We start from the raw sequence: 19,670 nt of genomic DNA on the forward strand, positions 1-19,670 counted from the left end.
GCCAGTTAGCGGGGGCGAAGAGCCGCGAGCAAGCCTTCGATCGGTTGGAAACGAACATCGAGTTCGGCGAGCAACACGCTTTGCAGATCCTTGCGAAACACGTCGAGCCAGGTGTGGGCCGCGGATGTCTCCAGTGACGCGTGAGCGCTCTTCAGGCGCTCGAAATGCTTGCCGAGCAATGCGGGCACGTTGGCGAGCAGACCGCGCTCGCGCGCGCTCAGCGCCTGTTCCATGACGGCATCGACGACCGCGAGGCGCGCCATGTCCGGCGATCTGGCCGCGAGCATCGATCTCAAACGCGTACGCAGCGCGCCGATGTCGGATTCCATCGCCTGTTGCAGCGACACGTAACGCTGGCGAAACTCCGCATAATCGATGAGCGGCTCGTCCGGCGAAGGCTGCACGGGCGCACGATGCCTGCGGCGCGCAGCCGCTTCGTCGCGCGCGAACGCGCCGGCGAGAGAGGTCCGCACGCGCGCGCACTCTTCTTCCACGTCGCGAGGGGCGGATCGCGCGCCGGACATGGCGGGCGGATCGGTCGCAAGCGCGGTGGACAGCGCGATCGCGTCGGTCCAGCCGAGCCATTGACTCAGACGGTCCGCGAGCGATTGAGCGGGTTCGTGAACTTCGAGATCGGCAAAATGTGCCAGCAGCCGAACGAGCGCCGGGCCGCTGAATGCCGTGCGCTTCATGCCTTGCACAGTATCACCGGGGGCAAAAGGACACTATTTTACCTGCGCAGGCGAAATCGATGCCTCGTTTCTTGTCGAAACGGTGCAACGCGGCTGCGAACGTGGCCTCAGGGCGCCTTCGCAGGCATGAACGCGAACGGCTGTGTGGCGACGAAACTTCCCGCTGTCTCGCCAGAAAAAACCTGCCCCGCATCGATGGTCAGCTTCATCACCGGCGCGCCGGGATTCAGGTTGAGTTTTTTCAGCGAGACCCAGAACGTATCGGGCCGCGTCGCGGAATCGAAGTAATAGATCAGGTTCTGCTGATCCGACACGGTACGCCATATCGTCGACGATAGATTGGGCCGCTCCGGCGTGCTGATGCCGAGTGGCACGCTCACCGAACGCATCACGCTCATCACGCTCGCGACTGCCTGAAACGCATACGACTGCTGCGGCACGCCCGCCATGTAGTTCGGATCGGCCTGCTTCGGGATCGCATCGAGCAGGAAGGATGCGCGCACGAAGCGGTCCGCGGCGCGGTTCGTGCCGGGCAGGAAGCCCACGCCGCCCACGCTCTTCCAATACGTATCGATCGCAAGTTGTTCATCGTAGATCGGCGAGTTGGTCATCACCTTGTACTTCTTGCCCTGATGGATGATCAGCTTGCCGTTGATGTATTCGAAGATGGCAGAATCGCCGCGCGCATCCGACAAGGAGAGATGAATCGTCAGCGGCTTGCCGTTGGGCAGCGGCGGCGCGATGATCTGGAACGGCTCGCGCGACAGCACATACACCGCCTGCCCGACGGTCGCGAAGTTATCGAGCGCGTATTGCGCCCACAGGCTAATCGACATCGGATCGCGCTTCGGATCGGGCTTGCCGTAATCGGTTTCCGCGAGATAAAGCGCATTGGCGACGAGTCCGCGCTCGTTCATGCCGTCGACCGTGCCGATCTCATAGCCCGACACCACCACGCTGCCGTACTTCGATTTCCATTTGATCGAGCGCGGCCCCGCATTGCCATCGCGCTCGATGCCTGCGGGCATCACCCAGAGGTTCGAGCGCATGTCCTCGGACCAGTCCATCGACCGGCCTGTTATCACGAGGCCCTTGTCGCCGACATACAGTGCGCGCGTGCAGGCAAGCGCGAGTGACGTGGAGAGCAATGCAAGCGCGGCGAGGCACGCGATCTTTCGAGTCAGACGGGTCATGGCCGTGTTCCTCATCCGGTTGTGCAGGTTAGCGCTATAAGCCCGCGTGAGCGACAAGTTACTGGACCCGCGCCCTTTCGTCAAAGCATCGCATTGCTGCGCTTTTTGAAATTGCATGCGCCCTGAATCGCAATGTCGATTGCATGAGGCGGTGTTTCGCGTAGATCCACGACACGGCTCAAATAAACATCGAGTTCAGGTATGCGTTCGTATATTGATGGGATCGAAGCGGGCGAAGCGCACGCGAAGTCGCGTGCGCTGAAGACAAGCGGCGTCTATCGAGTTTCAGTGCGTATGACGCTCGGGTTCGAACGGCCTCTTTAGCGCGTGAACAGCGCCGCGCGCGAGAGGCCCCGGGGCCGCGTCATCGTGAAGGAAATCCCGACGCGATCGCCTTGGCGCGTAAGTCGGCGAAGCGGCCGCCCGGCGTCGGCGTCTGCGATGCGCCTTCCGCTGCCTGCGATTTGTCGACGGTGCCGAGGCCCGTTCCGGTCACCGGCGTGGTCGAGCATTGCAGGCCGTACGGCCCTTGCGCCACCGTCAGGGCGGGCGCATCCGTGCGCGGCGCGTCGCTCAGATCGAGTGCATAAGCCATGTTGAACGTGGCCGGATCGCTCGCTCGCGGGCCCAGCGGATCGAGCCCGAAGCGCCACGCGAGCAGTTGATGAATCGAGCTCGGATCGAAGGGATAGCGCGCCACGTTGTTTGCGCGCACGCGCGGCCCGAGCAGCATGCACGGCACGCGAAAACCGAGGCGTCCATCGTTGCCGAGTGCCTGCTCCGCCGACGACACCGGCCTGACCGGCGGCGCGACATGCTCGAAGAAGCCGCCCCACTCGTCATAAACGACGATCATGAGCGTCGTGCTCCAGTTCGGGCTCGTGCGCAGCGCTTCATAGATTTGCGAGAGCAGCGCCTGGCCATTGCGCACATCTGCATGCGGATGATCGTCGTTCGAGGTGCCGTTCGCCTCGCCGCCGAAGCTCGGATCGACCATGCAGAACGACGGCAGATTGCCGCTGGCCGCATCGGTCAGGAAGTCGGCAAAGAGCTTCGAGCGATCGACATAGCGCGTTCCGTAAAGCGCCGTGAACGGCACGTCGTGGAAGTAGTACTTCGACGAGACGTTCTTCGCGTCGAGGCGATCCCAGATCGTCGATAGCGACGAGGTGTCGAGCGTGTCGCTCAGGCGATCGGTCTCGCCGCTATGCAGATAGACCCGGTTCGGAAACGTGTCGGCGAGAATGCCGCTCATGTAGTAGTCGCAGACGGTGTATTGCGTCACCGCCTGGCGATAGAAGTCGAGATCGCTGCCCGTGAAGTAACCGATCGGCAGCAGATCGCCGCGCGTCTTGTTCGTGTCGGGCGTGAGCAGGAAGCCGTTCATCGCGCCGTTCGCGAGATGCGTGCGCCCTGCGTCGTATTCGTGATCCGGGTCCGCGAACTGGCAGCCCTGAAAACCATAGGCCGCGTTGGCCGACAGCGAAAACGTCGGATGCGCCTCGCCGAATGCATCGGTGAACTGCCTGCCCGCCTGCACGCCCTCGACGCCCGGCACCCAGCCGAGCAGGTGGTCGAAGGAGCGGTTCTCCATCGTGACGAGCACGATGTGATCGATGCCCGATGTCGCCGGCGCGGGCAACGCGGGGCGCGGCAGATTTGCGCGATCGGGCGGAATGTCGCCGATGGGACTCTTCGGCGTGACAGTGCCGGAGTCGTCGTCGCTGCCGCCACCGCAGGCGGACAGCATGGCGGTGCTGGCGAGTGCGGCAAGCAGGCGGCGGCGTACTGCGTCGGGTTCGTTCGAGGTTTTCTTGACCATGACGGCGCACCATGTGAGTGTCGTTATCGAACGCCGTTCGTCTGCAAACTCGGTTGCGCTTCGACGCATCGCACGCGAACGGCTTGTGGGTGCCGCGATATAGCATGCGGCGTTCCCGGCGACTTCACTCACACGGCCGCGCCGCTATGGTTTTCCGACGACCGAGTGGCTCGCGCCGTCCGCGACGGGCGCCTCGATCGAATAGGCATCGACGCCATCGATGCAGCCGAGGTTCACGCGCCAGTTGTCGGGATTCGAGCGCGTCTGATGGAACGTGTAAATTCCACAGTGCTTGCAGAAGAAATGTTTTGCGACTTGCGTATTGAACTGATAGAGCGTGAGTTCGCTTTCGCCTGAAAGGATGCGCAGTTTGTCCCTGGGGAACGGCGGCGACATTACCGCGCCGCGCCGCCGGCACAGGCTGCAATTGCAGCGCACGGCCGGCTCGGCCGGCGTCTCGACTTCGAAGACCACCGCACCGCAATGGCACGCGCCTTTCAGGATCGTCGGGTTGATCACGGGTCTGCCTCCTTCGCGGTTTCTTCTCAGGCCGCGTCCTCCACATATTGTGCGAGTCCGCGTCCGAACGACCAGTCCTCACGGCGATTCGGCGCAAGCACGATCAGCACGTCCTCGGGACGCAAGCCCGGCGATCTCGCGAGCTTCGCCGCCAATGTCGTGTAGAACGTCTTCTTCGTCGCCGTGTCGCGCCAGTCGCTCGCGGTGATGTGAATGAACACGAGGTCATCGCTACGCTCGACCCCGAGATACCCGGGATCGTAAATGAAGTCGTCGCGGTCGTGCTCCTGTATCAGCTGGAAGCGGTCGTCGGCCGGCACCTTGAACGCTTCGACGAGCGCCTCGTGGACGCTGTTCGAGATCGCGCGGATATGATCGCGCGGTTTGCCCTTCACGAGCGAGATTCTGACGAGCGGCATGAGGATTCTCCTTCGAAAGCCGGTTGAGCCAGCACCACTCTACGCCGCACTATGAATGCTGAAAATTCAATAGTTCTGCATCGACCGTTCGGGGAAACTGAATCATCGCGCCCGCAAGGCGTCGACGATGTTCATCCTCGAAGCCCGCAACGCCGGCAGGAAGCCGCCGACCAGTCCCATCACGAGCGAGAAGCCGAGCGTCCTCGCGATGACCGAAGGCGTCAGCATGAATCGGAATGAGAGGTCCGCGAAGGTCTGGAAATTCGTGGTCGAGAACGAAGCGAACTGCATCAGCGCCGCGCAGCACAGCCCCGCCACACCGCCGACCAGCCCGAGCAGCAACGCTTCGAGCAGGAACGCGCCGAGCACGTCGAAGCGCTTGAAGCCGAGCGCGCGCAACGTGCCGATCTCCGCGACGCGATTGGCCACCGACGCGTACATCGTGATCATCGCGCCGATCATCGCGGCGATAGAAAAGATAATCGACAGCGTGAAGCCGAGGATATTGATGAACGTCGACAGCGCCTTCGACTGATCGCCGTAGAAGACCTGCTCGCGCTTCGCCTCGTCGGCGAGACGCGGGTCCACGTCGATATCGGCTTTGAAGCGCTCGAACGCATCGCTGCGCGCGAGCCGCACGACCATCGACGAAAAGCTCGTGCGCCGGAACGACTGCATCAACTGATCGACGTCGCCCCAGATTTCCGAATCGAAACCACTGCCGCCCGCATCGAAGTGACCCACGACGGTCCAGTCGCGCTGCGCGAAGCGCAGATGATCGCCGATGCGCGTGCCGCCGAATCCCTTCGCGATGCTGCTCCCGACGATGATCTCCGACGACCCGCGCCTGAACATGCGCCCCGCCGTGAGCTTCACTTGCGGACGCAGTTGCACGCCCATCGGCGACACGCCGCGGATCACGACGTTCGCGGGCGTGTTCGAGCCGAGCTTGGTGAGCGAAATCAGCACCACGGTTTCCTTCGATGCGAGCGGCTCGCCGTCGCCGTTCATCGCGACCGATGGATGCATCTGCATCACGTTCGCCTGATTGCGGTCGATCGCGCTCTGGATCTCCGTTTCCGCGCCCTTGCGGATCACGACGACATTGTCCGCTTCACCGGTCGAGACGAGCGTCTTCTTGAGGCCCGCGTCGAGCATCAGCACGGTCGCGAACACGAACACGACGAGCGCGAGACCGCCCGCGGTCAGCATCGTCGTGAGCCGGCGCGCCCAGAGATTGCGTGCGACGTAGGAAACGGGAATGGCCATCGCGCGTCCTCAGCCGATCGCCCGAAGGCCTTCGACAATGCGCACGCGGCTCGCCTGCACCGCCGGCACGATCGCCGCCGCCATCGCCACGGCGAACGCGCACGCGGCCTGCAACAGCATGGTCTCGTGCGACACCATGAAGACCGGAAACACGCCGCCCGTCGCGCGCTTGAAGACTTCGGCCATTGGCGGCGTCGCCAGAATGCCGATGCCGCCGCCGATCGCGCAGATCGCCATCGATTCGCCGAACACGAGCATCGACAGGAAGCCAGGACCGAAGCCGAGCGCCTTCAGCGTCGCGTATTCGGTGATGCGCTCACGCGCGCTCATCGCCATTGCGTTCGCCATCACCGCCATGATGATGAGGATGACCACGTACGACACGACGCGTATCGCCGCAATGATCTGATTGGACATGGCGACGAAGCCGAGTTGGAACGCCTGCTCCGTTTCGGTGAGCGTTTCGGCAAGCGAGTTCTTGAAGACGCTGTCGATGTTGCGCGAGACGGCCGCGGCTTCGTCCGGGTCACGAATGCCGACCACATACACGCCGACCTGATCCACGGTGCGTTTGGTCGTCTTGCGGATCGTCTCGTTCAAATAGTCGTAGTGAAAGATGAGTTGCCGCGTGATCGTCGATTCCTCGCGGCCTTCCATGATGCCGCGCACGACGAAGTCCCATGTTCCCGGATAGATCGTGCCCTTGAGCGGAATGACGTCGCCGACCTTGAAGCCATATTGATCCGCGAGTTGCCGGCCGATGAGCGCGCCCTTGCGATCGCGCTGATAATCGGCGCGTTGCTGATCCGGAACGATGAACTCGGGATAGAGATCGAGATAATTGTCGGACACGGCGAACTGCGCGAAGAAGTTCTTCGGGTCGCGATAGACGCCGCCGAACCAGTTCGAACGTGCCACGAGCGTCACGCCATCGACGCCGCGGATGCGGTTCTCGTATGCGAGCGGCAAGGGAAACACGAGCGAGATCGCATTGCGCGTGACGAGCCGCGCATTCGATGCCGCCGCCGCGCCCGCGTACCACGCGTCCACGACCGTGTGCAGCAGGCCGTAAGCGAGCACGGCGATCGTGAGACCGAGCACCGTCAGCGTGGTGCGCAGCTTGTGCCGCAGCGCGTTGCGCAGGATCAGCTTGAGCACGAACATGATGGTCTAGCGCGCGGTTCCATCGATCAGTTCCCCCTTCTCCAGATGCACGAGCGCCTTCGCCGCGCCCGCGGCGTGAGCATCGTGCGTCACCATGATGATGGTCTTGCCGAGCTTGTCGTTCAGGCGTTGCAGCATCGTGAGGACATCGGCGGCGGAGTTGCGGTCGAGATCGCCGGTCGGTTCGTCGGCGACGATCAGCTTCGGGTCAGTGATCAGCGCCCGCGCAATCGCGACGCGCTGCTGCTGCCCGCCCGAGAGCTCCGATGGATAGTGGCTCATGCGGTCCGCCATGTTGACCATGTCGAGGACCATCGCGACGCGCTCGCGCCGCTCCTGGCGCGTGAGGCGCGTCAGCATCAACGGCAATTCGACGTTCTCGAATGCGGACAGCACCGGCATCAGGTTATAGAACTGAAAGATGAAGCCGACGTTCGCCGCGCGCCAGTCCGCGAGCGCGGCTTCGGGCAGTCGCGTGATATCGAGTCCGCCGACGAGCAGCTCGCCGCTATCGGGCCGGTCGATGCCCGCGATCAGGTTGAGCAGCGTGCTCTTGCCCGAACCCGATGGCCCCATCAGCGCGACGAAATTTCCTTCCGCGATGGATAGCGTGATGTCGGTCAGCACCGGCACCGTCTGCACGCCGCGCCGGTACGACTTGACGACGTGGCTGATCTGAACGAGAGGCGTCGTGCTCACGCTATTTCTTCGCCAGCGTGACTTTCGCGCCGTCCCTGATCTTGTCGCCGGGCGCGAGGACGAGCACATCGCCGGGCTTCACGCCCTGCACGGCCAGCAGATCGCCGATGCGCTCGCCCGTCGTCACGGGCACTTCGCGCGCGGTGTCGCGCTCGACGATGAAGACCACCTTCTTGCCGTCGCGCGTGACGACAGCCGCCGGCTGCACGGCGACGACCGCCTTCTTGTCCTCCGGCGGCACGGGCTTCGACAGGAACGCGACCTTCGCGGACATATCGGGCAGCACGCGCGCGTCGCGCTCGACGAAGCGCACTTTCACGAGCACGGTGGCTTTGGAACGATCGACCGTCGGCACGATGCGCGACACGCGGCCCGCGAAGCGCACGTCGGGCAGCGCGTCGAGCTGGATTTCGCACGGTTGCTCGACGGCGATGCGCGAGATGTTCGACTCGGCGACATCGGCTTCGACTTCGAGCGTTTTCATGTCGGCGATGGTCACGACCGCGCCCTTGCTATCCGACGCCGACGAGAAAGGCGTGATGTTGTCGCCGACATTCGCGTGTTTCTCCAGCACGACGCCGTCGAAAGGCGCGCGGATCACAGTCTGATCGACGGCCACTTGCGCGGCCTGCGCGTTGGCCTGGGCCGAAACGATCGCGGCTTCGTCGCTGTTGATGGACGCTCTCGCCTTGTCGTAGCGGGCGAGCGCGGCGTCGTATTGCGTCGCGGGAATGGCCCCTTGCGGGGCGAGGATCTTGTAACGAGCGAGATCGACTTCCGCGTTCTTCAGCTCGGCGCGCTGAAGCTCCAGATTGGCCCGCGCAACCTTGACCTGTGCCTGTGCCTGCGCGAGCGACGCGGCCACGTCATTGCTCTCGAGCCGCGCGATGATCTGACCTTCCTTCACGGGCGTGCCTTCGAGCACGCCGAGCCATTCGACGCGCCCTTGCCCCTTCGACGCGACCGCCGCCTTGCGCTGCGGCACGACATAGCCCGTAGCGTTCAGCAGCGTATAGCTCTGCGACGGATACACGGATGTGACCGTGGCGGTCTCCACGGCCTGCGGGCCGGCGAGACGAAACGCGACGGCGGCGAGCGCGATCAGGATCGCGACGATGACCGCGTATCGAAGCCAGTTGCGCCGGCGCCGCGGCATCGTCCCGGACGGTCCCCGGTCGATTTTGAGTTTTGCGAGATCGTGTTCAGCCAATTTTTGGACGTGCGCCGCCGGATGGTCCTGCGGATCGGGATGCGGTGGAGGGATGGTCAGTATAGCGCCGAGACTTGCTGCGCTTACGAAGTCTTTACTTGACTATTGACACCCCACAAGCCCTGCGCCGGCTTCGGATCGGGCGCGCCGTTATCCATCGATTTACACACCTCTTCTCTATTCGCAACGGAAGGCGATCACGCCCGCTATTTCGGTTGCAAGCCCGACAAAGCGGTTGTACTCCTCGAACGGCGTCAGACGATCGGCGATGGCATCGGTCGAACCTTCCCGTACGAACACGTCGAGCATGTCCTTCACCGCCTTGTGCGTCGCGAGCATCGGTTCGATGGGGCTCAACGTGTAATCGAAGCCCATTTCGTAGGCGTCTTTCATCGAGACACAAGGACTCTTTCCGGTAAGGGCCTGATTGAAGAGAATCGGCTTGCCGAGCGGCTTCAGACGCCGCGTGAGCTCGCGCATATGCTCGATGCTTTCCGGCGCGTCGATGACGGCCATCGACGATGTGCGCGGCCGTGCGCAAGTCCTCGATACGGCTGTTCGTTCATGAACCGATGAACACACGATCCACGGCGAGTTCATCGTGATGCCGTCCCGCGTGCGCGCCCATGCTCGGAACAGGTGCGCCGCGTGCGGGAATTGACGCTGCGGCTGATTGAACTCGACGAATCGCAAGCGCGGGAACTGCGCGCAATCGTCAACGCGTTGCGGCAAGGCGATGTGTCGTCGGCACAAGCGCTATGCCGCAAGAATCGCGGGCGCAATCTTCAGACCCAAATCGAAGCGTTGCAACGCCTCAGGATTCTTGACGTCTGATCGTGAGCACGATGAGATCCGCATCGAGGCGATCGGCTTCATCGGCGATCAGGCGCCCGATGCGCAAGCCTCCGATCATTGGACGAGCCGTTGCGGGCGTCCGTCGTTCAATTCATGTGATCGGCGCCGACAATTAGCGGAAGGTGAGCGTGCGCATCGAAAGAGGTTACGATGCGATAAATCAAACTGATGGGATGCTCATTCGCCTTTCGCCATGAACGATCGTGAACTGCTCAACCTCGCCTATTTGCGCGCGTTCCGTCTCGTTGCGCAGATGGGCAGCGCCACGCGTGCCGCCGCCGCGCTGTTCCGCGCCCAATCGGCAGTCACGCGTTCCCTGCAGGAACTCGAGGCGGCGGTCGGCGAGACGTTGCTGGAGCGCCGTCCGTCGGGCATGCTGCCGACGCCCGCGGGACGCGCCGTGCTGTTGCGCTGCCAGCGCATCTTCGCGGAACTGGAAGAGCTGGCGCAATGGTGCGCGACGCGTCAATCGCGCCGCCGAACCGCGCCCGGAGGCACGCTTCCCGCCTTTCTGCTCAACACGCGGCGGTTGCAATTGTTCTCCGCGCTAGCGCGCCATCGGCATATGCCGAGCGCGGCGCAGACATTGGGCCTCAGTCAGCCGGCTGTCAGCAGCGCGATCCGCATCATGGAAACGGGCTCGGGCATGCAACTGTTCTATCGCAGCCCGCGCGGACTGCTGCTCACGAGCGAAGGCGAAACCTTCGTGCTGCACGTGCGCCGCGCGCTAAACGAACTGCGCCATATCCCCGATGATCTCGCGGCTTTGCGGGGCACGATTCAGGGCTATGTCACGGTCGGCGCGCTGCCGCTCGGCAGAACGTTGATCCTGCCGGGTGCTATCGCGCGCGTGGCCGCGCAATATCCGGGCGTGCGCGTCGTGACCGACGAGAGCGCTTATGAAACGCTAGTCGCGGGACTGCGCGCGGGCGATATCGACTTCGTGCTGGGTGCACTGCGTCAGAACGATGCGTCGAGCGGTCTCGTGAATGAGCGCATGATGTCGGAAGACATCGTCGTGCTCGCGCGTCGCGGGCATCCGCTCGCGAGTGTGAGCGGTTTGACGCTCAAGGATCTGATTGCCGCGCAATGGATCTTGCCGCGCAGTCAGGCGCCCGCGCGGGGCATGTTCGAGGCGCAGTTCAAACGCGGGAAACTCAAGCCTCCGATGCCGACCGTCGAGACTGCCGATCTCGCTGTCATCCGCGGCCTCTTGATGCATACGGACATGCTCGCGGCCGTGTCGGCACAGCAATTGCACTACGAATGCGAATCAGGCCAGCTTGTCGTGATGGACATTCCCCTGCACAACACGCGGCGGGAAATCGGCCTTACGATGCGCGCGGGCGGCACGCCATCGCCGGCGGCACGGGCGCTGATCGATGCGATCAGATTGACTGTCGATCAACTCGGGCATGAACTGCGCCGAGCATCGCCCAACATCGTTCGAGTGCCTATCTAAATCGTTTATCGCCTTGTCGCATCGTTTCCTGGTGCGATCACCGCAGAGAAAAGGGAGAGGCAATGGACGAACAGCAATGGATTGCAATGGATGCGTATTTGTGCGATCGAGCGCAAACGCAGGATGAAGTGCTAGACGCAGCCCTTACGTCCAGCACGGAAGCGGGATTGCCTGCGATCAACGTCGCGCCGACGAGCACGAACACCACCGCGTTCAGGCTGTATCAAGACGGTCCAGTGAACGTGTTCTACTGCAGCGATCACAACGTGATGCTCGAGCCGGCGCACGATGTGTACGCGCACCTGACGCCATCGACGCCGGGTTGATCGCTTACTCGGAAGTCATGCCTTGTCTGTTCAAACCGGACCATCTGCCGCGCAGCGCGGACATGCCCGTTTGCGATCCGGCAGGCGGCAATTTCCTGCATTCGACATGCATGCCTCGCGAAGCCGCGGCCGCCGTGAACTGATCGATCTCCTCGCGTACGTCCGGGTCGACATAGTCCGCGCGTGATGCATCGAAGATCACCGTCGCGCCATCGGGGATGGTGCGCAGAAGATGCTTCAATGTGACCTTGCCGAGAAACGAAACGTCCTTACGGAACGACACCAGATAATGATCGTCGTGTTGCGTCATCGTAATCGGGCGCTTGAGATTCGCGCGGATCGCAAGCAGAAGACTGCACCCGATGCCGAGCAGGATGCCCATCAGCAAGTCGGTCAGCAACACGCCCGCAATCGTCACGATGAACGGCGCGAAGCGTTCGATGCCCTGTTTCGCGATGGCCGCGAACAACGAAGGCTTGGCGAGCTTCAAACCGGTGAAGATCAGGATGGCCGCGAGGCAGGCAAGCGGAATCAGGTTGATTACGCTCGTCAGCGCGAACACACTCGCGAGCAGCAGCGCGCCATGCACGAACGATGACCAGCGGCTCTGCGCACCCGCATGCACGTTCGCCGAGCTGCGCACGATGACCGAGGTGATCGGCAGTGCGCCAATCGCACCGGCCATCATGTTGCCGATGCCTTGCGCTTTCAGCTCACGATCGGGATGTGCCGCGCGCTTCTTCGGGTCGAGTTGCTCGACGGCTTCGAGGCTCAACAGCGTTTCGAGACTCGCGACGATGGCGAGCGTGAAGGCGAGCCGCCACACATCGGGATTCACGAACTGAGAGAAGTTCGGCAATTCGAGCGCATTCGTGAATGCAGCGAACGATTCGAGCGACGGCAGCGCGACGCGATGTTGCGCGGGCGGTGCGAAGCCCGGCGCGAACAGGTCGAGCAACAAGGTCGCGCCGATGCCGAACGCGACCACCGCGAGCGGCGCGGGCACGGCGCGCACGAGCGCAAAGCGGCGCATTGCGCGCGTTTCCCAGCCTGCGAGCATCGCAAGCGATACGACGGCCACGATGCACGCCGCCGCCGATATCGGTCCGAACGGCGTACCGAGCACGCCGGGTCCGCTCGCGGCCGGGGCGCCTCCATTGGCGAAGCCCGCGGCAAGGGGAATCTGCTTGATGACGAGCAGAAGACCGATCGCGGCGAGCATGCCCTTGATCACCGACGACGGCACATAGGCTGCGAAGCGCCCCGCCTTCAACATGCCGAAGCCGAACTGGATCGCGCCCGAGAGCAGCACGGCAAGCAGGAACGCTGAGAAGCTTCCGAGCCCGGCGATGCCATCGACGACAATCACGATCAGGCCCGCTGCCGGACCGCTCACGCTCAGTTGCGAGCCGCTCAGCAACGCGACGACTAGTCCGCCGATGATGCCCGACAGGAGCCCGGCGAATGGCTCGACACCCGATGCATTGGCGATGCCGAGGCACAGCGGCATCGCGACCAGGAAGACGACAGTGCCCGCGAACATGTCACGCGGGAAAGTGGCGATACGGTTACCAGAGTTCATAGTTTTTCTTCGAACGAGTTGGGGCCTGCGAAAGTCGCGAAAGCGACATCGCATCTTCGGGTGATCGATTCAGGAAAGCGGGCTTAAGCGGCTTGCAACGATGCGACCTGCGCGCGCGCAGCGTGCTGCGTTTCCCCCTCATCGGCGTAGCCGGAAGCGAGAACCTTGATGAGGCCGTCATGAAGGCCGAAGATCCAGCCGTGAACGAGCGGCGGCTCGTCGCGCTCGCAAACGATTGCGTGTTGCCGCAAAAGACGCACTTGTTCGAGCACGTTCAGTTCGGCGAGACGGTTCGCGCGCGCATCGAGTTCGGAGAATGCATCGAGCTCGTGTCGATGCCGTTGCCCCAATGCGCACAGCGGCGCGATCCGGCGATTCACGTGCGGCAAGTCGCTCGATTGCGGTAGAAGCGAGGCGCGTACACCGCCGCATCCGTAATGGCCGCATACGATCACGTGATCGACTTTCAGCACGCGCACCGCATATTCCAGCACGCTCATTGTGTTGTCATCGGAAGGCGAGAAGAGGTTGGCGATATTGCGATGAACGAAGAGATCGCCGGGATTGGCATTCGTCACCGTTTCAGCGGGCACGCGGCTATCCGCGCAGCCGAGCCACAACACCTTCGGGCTTTGTCCCTGCGCGAGACGCGGAAAGAACTGCGCATCGGCATGCGCGGTCTCGCGTGCCCACGCAATGTTTTCCAATAGCATTCGTTTCGGTCGATTCATGCATTTCTCTCCAGAACAAGCGCGTCTAACGATGCCGACGCAAAAGAATCAAAAAGGGGCCACATCTGCATTGCAGTGCAGCGAGTTCCTTACGAATTACTTTCGCAGAAAAAGTTCAGCGGAGATGACGTTATGCACGCAAATGATGCATGCGGCGGTTGGGTTATCTGCGCCATGGAGCGGCGCGGTTGTCTGATAACCTTGAGCCCTCCAGGTTCAGCTATCGCAAACACATGACCGACCCAGCAGCAAGCATCGACACGACGCGTTTCATCGAATTGAACGGCGGCGCTCATCCGGTGCGCATCGAATATCAGTGGTTGAACCCAGAACGCGCGGATACGCCCATCGCGTTGTTCCTGCACGAAGGCCTGGGCTCCGTCTCGTTATGGAAGGGCTGGCCGCAGATGCTTTGCGATCGTCTGAATTGCCGGGGCCTCGTTTATTCGAGGCCAGGTTATGGGCGCTCGACGCCACGCCAGCCCGGCGAGCGATGGCCGGTCGAGTTTCTTCATCTGCAGGCGCACGAGGTACTGCCTGCATTGCTCGATGCACTCGGCATTGGCGCTGAAGAACGCTCGCGCATGTGGCTGATCGGGCATAGCGACGGCGCCACGATCGCCCTGCTTTATGCGGGCGCGTTTCCCGAAGCCCTTGCCGGCCTTGCCGTCATGGCGCCGCATGTGTTCGTGGAACCAATGACGGCTGATGGCATCGAAAAGGCGCGCATAACCTATGAAACGACGTCGTTCAGAGACAAGCTGCAGGCTTATCACGAAGATGTGGATTCAGCCTTTTACGGCTGGAACGATGCGTGGCTGAATCCGGCGTTTCTGCATTGGGACATCACTGAAGAGATATCGTCGATCAGGCGGCCCTTGCTCGCCATTCAAGGCTATGACGACGAATATGCATCGATGCTGCAGCTCGACAAGATCAAGGCGGCTGTCGATCACGCGCAACTCGTCAAGCTGACGCAATGCCGGCATTCGCCACATCGCGATGCGACCGATGAAGTGAACGATGCGATCGCCGCTTTCGTGCGCGCGCACCGAACTTGAATCAGCGCTTGATCTTCAGATAGGCGCGGCTGATCGCGGGCCGCGTATGCACCCACAAGCGCGACGCGAGCCACGAGGCGGGACGGTCGCGCACTTCCAGCCGTTTGATCGTACGTTCCGCATCGCTGAATGCGTTGCGATCCAGCGGGTTTGCTCCGACATTCGTTCCGGTGTGGCACGTATAGAAGTGCCTGAAGCCCGCGCTCAGCGCCACTTCGCGGTAGTCGTCATCGTAATAGCCCTGCGGCCAGCAGAGATGATCCGACACTTCGCCGAGACGCGCGCGCAACGCGGCACGTGCAGCGCTCAGATCGTTTTGAAGGCGCTCGCGTTTCTCGTCGGGCGATGTCGTAACCCGATCCCAGCGCACATGCGTATGCGTGTGGCTATGAAACTCGAACGTGCCCGCTCCTAGCATCGCTTCGATTTCGGACCAGCGCAAAATCACATCGTCGATGTTTCCGCTCTCGATTGCGCGTTCACCTGCGTGATGATCGAGCAAGCGCGGCAAGGCCGCGGCAGCATTCGATGCATTCGGACGCACGCCGCCTTCGCCGGGCCAACTGCTCACGAGAAAGCATAGTGCTGTGAAGCCGTGGCGTTTCAATACCGGATGCGCATGCACCCAGTTGTCGAGATAGCCATCGTCGAAGGTGATGACAATGGATTTCGCAGGCACGTCGTCGCCATTCAGGAAAGCGGCGAGTTGCGCCGAGCCGATTGTGCGATAACCCGCGCTCGCAAGGTAGTCCATTTGCGCGGCGAAGTTTTCGGGCGCCACGGTGATCATGCCGGGCGACGTGCTGACGTGGTGGTACATCAGCACGGGAACCGCCCGTGCCTGCTTTGCGCTCATCTGCGATGGCCTCGCTCGTGCAATGCGCGTCGATAGAAGTGCGCTGTTTCGTCCGCCATGTGGCCCACCGTGAAGCCGTGTTCGGTGATGCGCGCACCCTCGTCCCTGAGGCGCTGGCGTAAGGCGGGATCGTCGATCATGCGTGCGATCGCACCGCGCAATGCAACCGGATCATGCGGCGGCACCAGCAGTCCATTCACGTTGTCTTCGATGAGTTCGGGCACGCCGTCTACATGTGTGCCGATGACGGGCAAGCCCGCCGCCATCGCCTCGATGAAAGCCTGGCCGAGCGCTTCCTGATGCGTGGGCAGCACGAAGAGATCGGAACCGCGAAAGATGTTCGGTATGTCCGTGCGAAAGCCCAGCAGGTGAATACGATTTGCGAGACCGAGGCTATCGACGATGCTCTTGATGCTGTCGAAGAGTGGACCATCGCCCGCCATTACGACATGCAGGTTCGGACGCGTGTCGATCAGCGGGCGTACCGCGGCGATCAGGTCTTCATGTCCTTTCTTGTCGCGCATGATCGCCACCATGCATGCGACAAACGCGTCCGGTGCGAGACCGAGCTCCTCACGCAAGGTCGAATGTGCGACGGCCTGCGGCTTCACGATGCCGTCGTAGATCGTCTGGACGCGCTTCTCCGCCACACCCGCTGAAATCAGATAGCGGCGCACGTAATGGCTCACCGCGATGACACGATGCGGGATCCAGTTATAAGTCGCGAGCGAGGATATGGGCAGTGCGAGATGCCGCGTGCGCACGATGAGCGGCGTGCCTGCCAGCCTCCCGGCCGTGCCGGCGACGAGACTGTCGTGACCGCTATGCGTGTTGAGCACGTCGAATGCACGGCGGCGCAAGAGCGCCTTGATACGCAGCATCGATTGCATGTCGCCGCCGCTGCGCATGCGTGCGTGATGAACCGCGAACCCGAGTTCAGCGCAGTGCTGCCCGAGACGCGCATCGCCCGGGCAAATCAGTTCGACGGTATGACCGCTTTCCCGTAACGCGACCATTTCCTTCAAAGTGCGAATCTCCTGACCGCCCCATCCCTTTGAGGACTCGCTATGTAAGATCTTCAAATGCTGGTCTCCACAACCCTCGGCTGCCAAGCCGGAATATTTGGTAATAATTGGAATAGCTTTCTGCTTTCGGTAATTCGTAAAGAAAAAGCAAGGGAATTTAAACAAGCCTCGAACGAGGCTTGTCGTAAAGAGATGCATGGCTTGCAAGCCAGATGTAAGCGCGGCGCTGACAGCGCTCTACATGACCAATCGATGCCCCGCCTCAAGGTCGATTGGCATGGCTCGACATGGCGACCTGATGACCTGATGAGCTAACGGATGAGGCAGGCACCTGGTTGACGCGTACCTGGCAGTTCTGTCAGCTTGGGATCCCTGATCTTAGCGTGACTTTGCGGGAAATGACACTTATCCGTTTGCGCTTCGGGCACTTAAGGAAGCCATAAGAAATGCGTTGCGAGGCGCAAACGTTTGTCGGTCTTTCGGGGGAGGATGTTGCTATGGACAGCCTTTCGACAGAGGCAAATTCGGGTACGCGCCATCACCTGTTTGGTCAACGACCGCGTACTGCGGTCGCTGCCTCATGCGCTGAATCTGTTCGTCAGTTGCTTTGAGCGGAGCACGCAACTTATACCGATTGATGACGTTGGCGGATGGGATTTTGCAAGTGAAGTCCCCGCCTGAGAACCAACGACCGCAATCAAGCCCCGTCCTGCGCCTTAGACGACGCTTCCTGCGCCCGCCGCAGCCTTTCGCGGCTGTTCGAAAGATGCATGCGCATGGCCGCGCGCGCTGCCTCGGGATCGCGTCGCTCGATCGCATCGTAGATATCTTCGTGCTCGCGATTCACGCGATCCAGATAGCCGGCGGGATCGTTGTGTGCGAGCGCGGCTGAATTGACACGCGTGCGCGGGATGATGGTGTTGCCGAGCTGGCTCAGGATGCTGTGAAAGTAGCGGTTACCCGTAGCTTTCGCGAGTTCGAGATGAAATGCGACGTCGGCGGCGACCGCGTTGCCCTCGCCGGCTTCGATGAGCCGTTCGAATTCGTCGAGCGCGCGACGCATATGCGCGAGGTTTTCATCGGTGCGGCGCACGGCGGCGAGACCGGCCGCCTCCGCTTCGAGACTGATGCGGAGCTCGAGAATCGCCATCACGTCGCGCACCGTGAGGTCGCCCGCGGCCTCGATCTGAAAACGGTCCTGATCGCCCGCTTCGAGTACGAATGTGCCGATGCCATGCCGCGTCTGCACGAGGCGCGCCGCCTGCAGCCGCGAGATGGACTCGCGAACCACCGTGCGGCTCACGCCGAGCTGCGCCATGATCTCCGATTCCGTCGGCAGCTTGTCGCCAGGTCGGAGCGCGCCGCTGCGAATCCGCTCTGACAACTCGGCGACGACTTCCTCGGTGAGATTGCGGGAGCGGCGAAGCGCGCCGGACGCGAGGGCTTGGGACATTGAAAGACCGATCTTTGTATGCTCGATTGGCCATTATAGGGCGCACCATAGCTTGTACGATGACTATTGACTGCAGTCGGTACTGTCCGCCTTCGCCTCGTGCACATTTAGACGCAATACTCGCTTTAATAGCGCCCAGTGCCATGTCGAACGGCGCGTGCCGGCAGCCGCTAATCGCCATGATGGAAAACCCCATCAAAATCATGCGATTAGGGACAAAACAAAGCGTTGATAAACCGATTGTTGCGGCGTAAAGTTCAAGTACCGCATGAAGTGCAATCGTGCCAGCCCGGTGGCAGCAAACGCACGCCGGGCGGCGTCGTTCATAAAAGAAGGCTCGCGAATCGATTGCCGCATCCGTTGGATTCGCCATCATCTTGCGCAGTCGCGAGCCCGATCACAGCGGTTCACCGGCTCGTCGCCGCGCGTGTCTATGCGATACGCCACGCGCTTTGCGCCTCTCGCGCGTCTCGCTCATCGATCAGGCGAAAAGCCGGTGCCCGCCCTTATTCACATCCGCGAATTTCGCAGCGATACTGAGGCGCGGCATCGAGTTTGGCAGGCAAGGAGACGAGCAAATGATGCGTGAAGTAATCGGAGCGTTCCATGGCTCCCGTAAGCTGGATGAAGCGCTTGAAGATTTGCGCGCGGAGGGCATCGCGGCCGATCGCGTCCGCGTGGCGAGCATGAGCGGCTTCGCCGATTTCCACACATCGCAGATACAGAGCAACAACGCGCAGACGCAATGGATCGCGGCCGAATACGCGGGCCACGGCGAACATCTGGGTGTGGTCGATACGCACGACTACCCGTACGGGCTGGACGCTTCGAACGACGACATCCTCCCTTCGTTCGGCGCTGACGGCGGCGATGCGGACCTGGCGTGCGGCGTCACGCGCGTAATCGTGAGCATTCGCGACGAAGCGGAGATGCGCGCGGTGTGCGACATCTTCTCTCGCCTCGGCACCGACGACATCGACGTGGAAGGCGCCGCGGCCTGACCCGCACCGTCCGCGGCTCACATCGTCGCATTACTGCGTCGTCGTCGCGGGCTTCGCCTTCTTCTTGTGCTTGAAGTGAGAGCCGCCCTGGTGCGCGCTGCCGGGTGTGGACGTGTTGTCACCGCCGACGGTCGGCCCGGCCGTTGCCGCGCCATGTGCGTTGCCGCCGCCCGAGCCGCCATTGCCGTTACCACCGCCGGACTGCGCCATTGCGGCGCCCGTCACGCCCATCGTCGCGCCCGCCAGCAGCGCGACCAGAAACCTCAATCCAGCTTTTCTCATTTCTTCCTCTTCGATCAGGTTGTTTGCCGGTCGGCGTGCACTTCGCATG

Annotated in this window: 20 protein-coding genes and 1 pseudogene; 5 read left to right on the plus strand and 16 right to left on the minus strand. The window is 62.3% G+C overall.

The genetic code is table 11. The annotated features are described in order from the left end of the window. Positions 1–5: 5 nt before the first annotated feature. From NCR38_RS23580 to NCR38_RS23625, 10 genes are all read right to left on the minus strand, one after another. Positions 6–692: a DUF3348 domain-containing protein gene (locus NCR38_RS23580; protein ID WP_061117143.1), complete on the minus strand. Its 687-nt coding sequence runs from the start codon at positions 690–692 to the stop codon at positions 6–8. Positions 693–799: 107 nt separating this feature from the next. After that, complete coding sequence (locus NCR38_RS23585) at positions 800–1,885, minus strand: linear amide C-N hydrolase (protein ID WP_061117144.1); 1,086 nt, start codon at positions 1,883–1,885, stop codon at positions 800–802. Positions 1,886–2,249: 364 nt separating this feature from the next. Continuing rightward, positions 2,250–3,707: an alkaline phosphatase family protein gene (locus NCR38_RS23590; protein ID WP_061117145.1), complete on the minus strand. Its 1,458-nt coding sequence runs from the start codon at positions 3,705–3,707 to the stop codon at positions 2,250–2,252. A gap of 144 nt (positions 3,708–3,851) precedes the next feature. Beyond that, the gene (locus NCR38_RS23595; RefSeq protein WP_061117277.1) at positions 3,852–4,223 is read right to left on the minus strand and encodes a GFA family protein; all 372 of its coding nucleotides are present in this window, start codon (positions 4,221–4,223) and stop codon (positions 3,852–3,854) included. A 29-nt stretch (positions 4,224–4,252) separates the two neighbouring features. Continuing rightward, complete coding sequence (locus tag NCR38_RS23600) at positions 4,253–4,645, minus strand: tautomerase family protein (RefSeq protein ID WP_061117146.1); 393 nt, start codon at positions 4,643–4,645, stop codon at positions 4,253–4,255. Between the two features lie 102 nt (positions 4,646–4,747). Beyond that, positions 4,748–5,914 carry an ABC transporter permease gene (locus tag NCR38_RS23605; protein WP_061117147.1) on the minus strand — a complete coding sequence of 389 codons (1,167 nt, stop codon included), beginning with the start codon at positions 5,912–5,914 and terminating at the stop codon, positions 4,748–4,750. 9 nt (positions 5,915–5,923) lie between these two features. Next, positions 5,924–7,078, minus strand: a complete 1,155-nt coding sequence (locus tag NCR38_RS23610; RefSeq protein ID WP_061117148.1) for an ABC transporter permease — start codon at positions 7,076–7,078, stop codon at positions 5,924–5,926. 6 nt (positions 7,079–7,084) lie between these two features. Then, positions 7,085–7,777 carry an ABC transporter ATP-binding protein gene (locus NCR38_RS23615; protein WP_061117149.1) on the minus strand — a complete coding sequence of 231 codons (693 nt, stop codon included), beginning with the start codon at positions 7,775–7,777 and terminating at the stop codon, positions 7,085–7,087. A gap of 1 nt (position 7,778) precedes the next feature. Beyond that, positions 7,779–8,933: an efflux RND transporter periplasmic adaptor subunit gene (locus NCR38_RS23620; protein WP_250477689.1), complete on the minus strand. Its 1,155-nt coding sequence runs from the start codon at positions 8,931–8,933 to the stop codon at positions 7,779–7,781. 231 nt (positions 8,934–9,164) lie between these two features. Beyond that, positions 9,165–9,719, minus strand: coding sequence for a hypothetical protein (locus tag NCR38_RS23625; RefSeq protein WP_250477690.1), 555 nt, complete (start codon positions 9,717–9,719; stop codon positions 9,165–9,167). A gap of 316 nt (positions 9,720–10,035) precedes the next feature. On the opposite strand from NCR38_RS23625, the gene NCR38_RS23630 reads away from it, so the two are divergent. After that, positions 10,036–11,304: a LysR family transcriptional regulator gene (locus tag NCR38_RS23630; RefSeq protein WP_061117153.1), complete on the plus strand. Its 1,269-nt coding sequence runs from the start codon at positions 10,036–10,038 to the stop codon at positions 11,302–11,304. 194 nt (positions 11,305–11,498) lie between these two features. After that, positions 11,499–11,630 (plus strand): annotated as a pseudogene (locus NCR38_RS23635) (anti-sigma factor); the annotation flags it as partial. Positions 11,631–11,634: 4 nt separating this feature from the next. Here NCR38_RS23635 and NCR38_RS23640 read toward each other — a convergent pair. Together NCR38_RS23640 and NCR38_RS23645 are read right to left on the minus strand one after the other, a co-directional pair. Then, positions 11,635–13,212: a SulP family inorganic anion transporter gene (locus NCR38_RS23640; protein ID WP_061117155.1), complete on the minus strand. Its 1,578-nt coding sequence runs from the start codon at positions 13,210–13,212 to the stop codon at positions 11,635–11,637. An 83-nt stretch (positions 13,213–13,295) separates the two neighbouring features. Continuing rightward, entirely contained in the window at positions 13,296–13,943 is a 648-nt protein-coding gene (locus tag NCR38_RS23645) for a carbonic anhydrase (RefSeq protein WP_061117156.1), read from the minus strand. 233 nt (positions 13,944–14,176) lie between these two features. On the opposite strand from NCR38_RS23645, the gene NCR38_RS23650 reads away from it, so the two are divergent. After that, entirely contained in the window at positions 14,177–15,004 is an 828-nt protein-coding gene (locus NCR38_RS23650) for an alpha/beta fold hydrolase (protein WP_061117157.1), read from the plus strand. A 1-nt stretch (position 15,005) separates the two neighbouring features. Here NCR38_RS23650 and NCR38_RS23655 read toward each other — a convergent pair whose 3' ends face one another. Beyond that, positions 15,006–15,860 carry a polysaccharide deacetylase family protein gene (locus NCR38_RS23655; protein WP_061117158.1) on the minus strand — a complete coding sequence of 285 codons (855 nt, stop codon included), beginning with the start codon at positions 15,858–15,860 and terminating at the stop codon, positions 15,006–15,008. After that, positions 15,857–16,942 carry a glycosyltransferase gene (locus NCR38_RS23660; protein ID WP_061117159.1) on the minus strand — a complete coding sequence of 362 codons (1,086 nt, stop codon included), beginning with the start codon at positions 16,940–16,942 and terminating at the stop codon, positions 15,857–15,859. Before NCR38_RS23660 ends, NCR38_RS23655 begins: the two co-directional genes overlap by 4 nt. Between NCR38_RS23660 and NCR38_RS23665 the strand changes: the two genes are divergently transcribed. Beyond that, positions 16,943–17,200 (plus strand): hypothetical protein, encoded by a 258-nt coding sequence (locus tag NCR38_RS23665; RefSeq protein ID WP_143756297.1) that lies wholly within the window; start codon positions 16,943–16,945, stop codon positions 17,198–17,200. It begins immediately after the preceding gene. Between the two features lie 382 nt (positions 17,201–17,582). On the opposite strand, the gene NCR38_RS23670 is transcribed toward NCR38_RS23665, so the two are convergent. After that, a complete protein-coding gene (locus NCR38_RS23670; protein WP_061117160.1) occupies positions 17,583–18,338 on the minus strand; it encodes a FadR/GntR family transcriptional regulator in 756 nt (251 codons plus the stop codon). A 578-nt stretch (positions 18,339–18,916) separates the two neighbouring features. Here NCR38_RS23670 and NCR38_RS23675 point away from each other — a divergent pair. Beyond that, a complete protein-coding gene (locus NCR38_RS23675) occupies positions 18,917–19,339 on the plus strand; it encodes a hypothetical protein (RefSeq protein WP_061117278.1) in 423 nt (140 codons plus the stop codon). 30 nt (positions 19,340–19,369) lie between these two features. Here the strand turns inward: NCR38_RS23675 and NCR38_RS23680 are convergent, their stop codons facing one another. Further along, positions 19,370–19,621: a hypothetical protein gene (locus NCR38_RS23680; protein WP_061117279.1), complete on the minus strand. Its 252-nt coding sequence runs from the start codon at positions 19,619–19,621 to the stop codon at positions 19,370–19,372. Positions 19,622–19,670: the final 49 nt, after the last annotated feature.

Source organism: Caballeronia sp. INML1 (assembly GCF_023631085.1).
Classification (GTDB): domain Bacteria; phylum Pseudomonadota; class Gammaproteobacteria; order Burkholderiales; family Burkholderiaceae; genus Caballeronia; species Caballeronia turbans.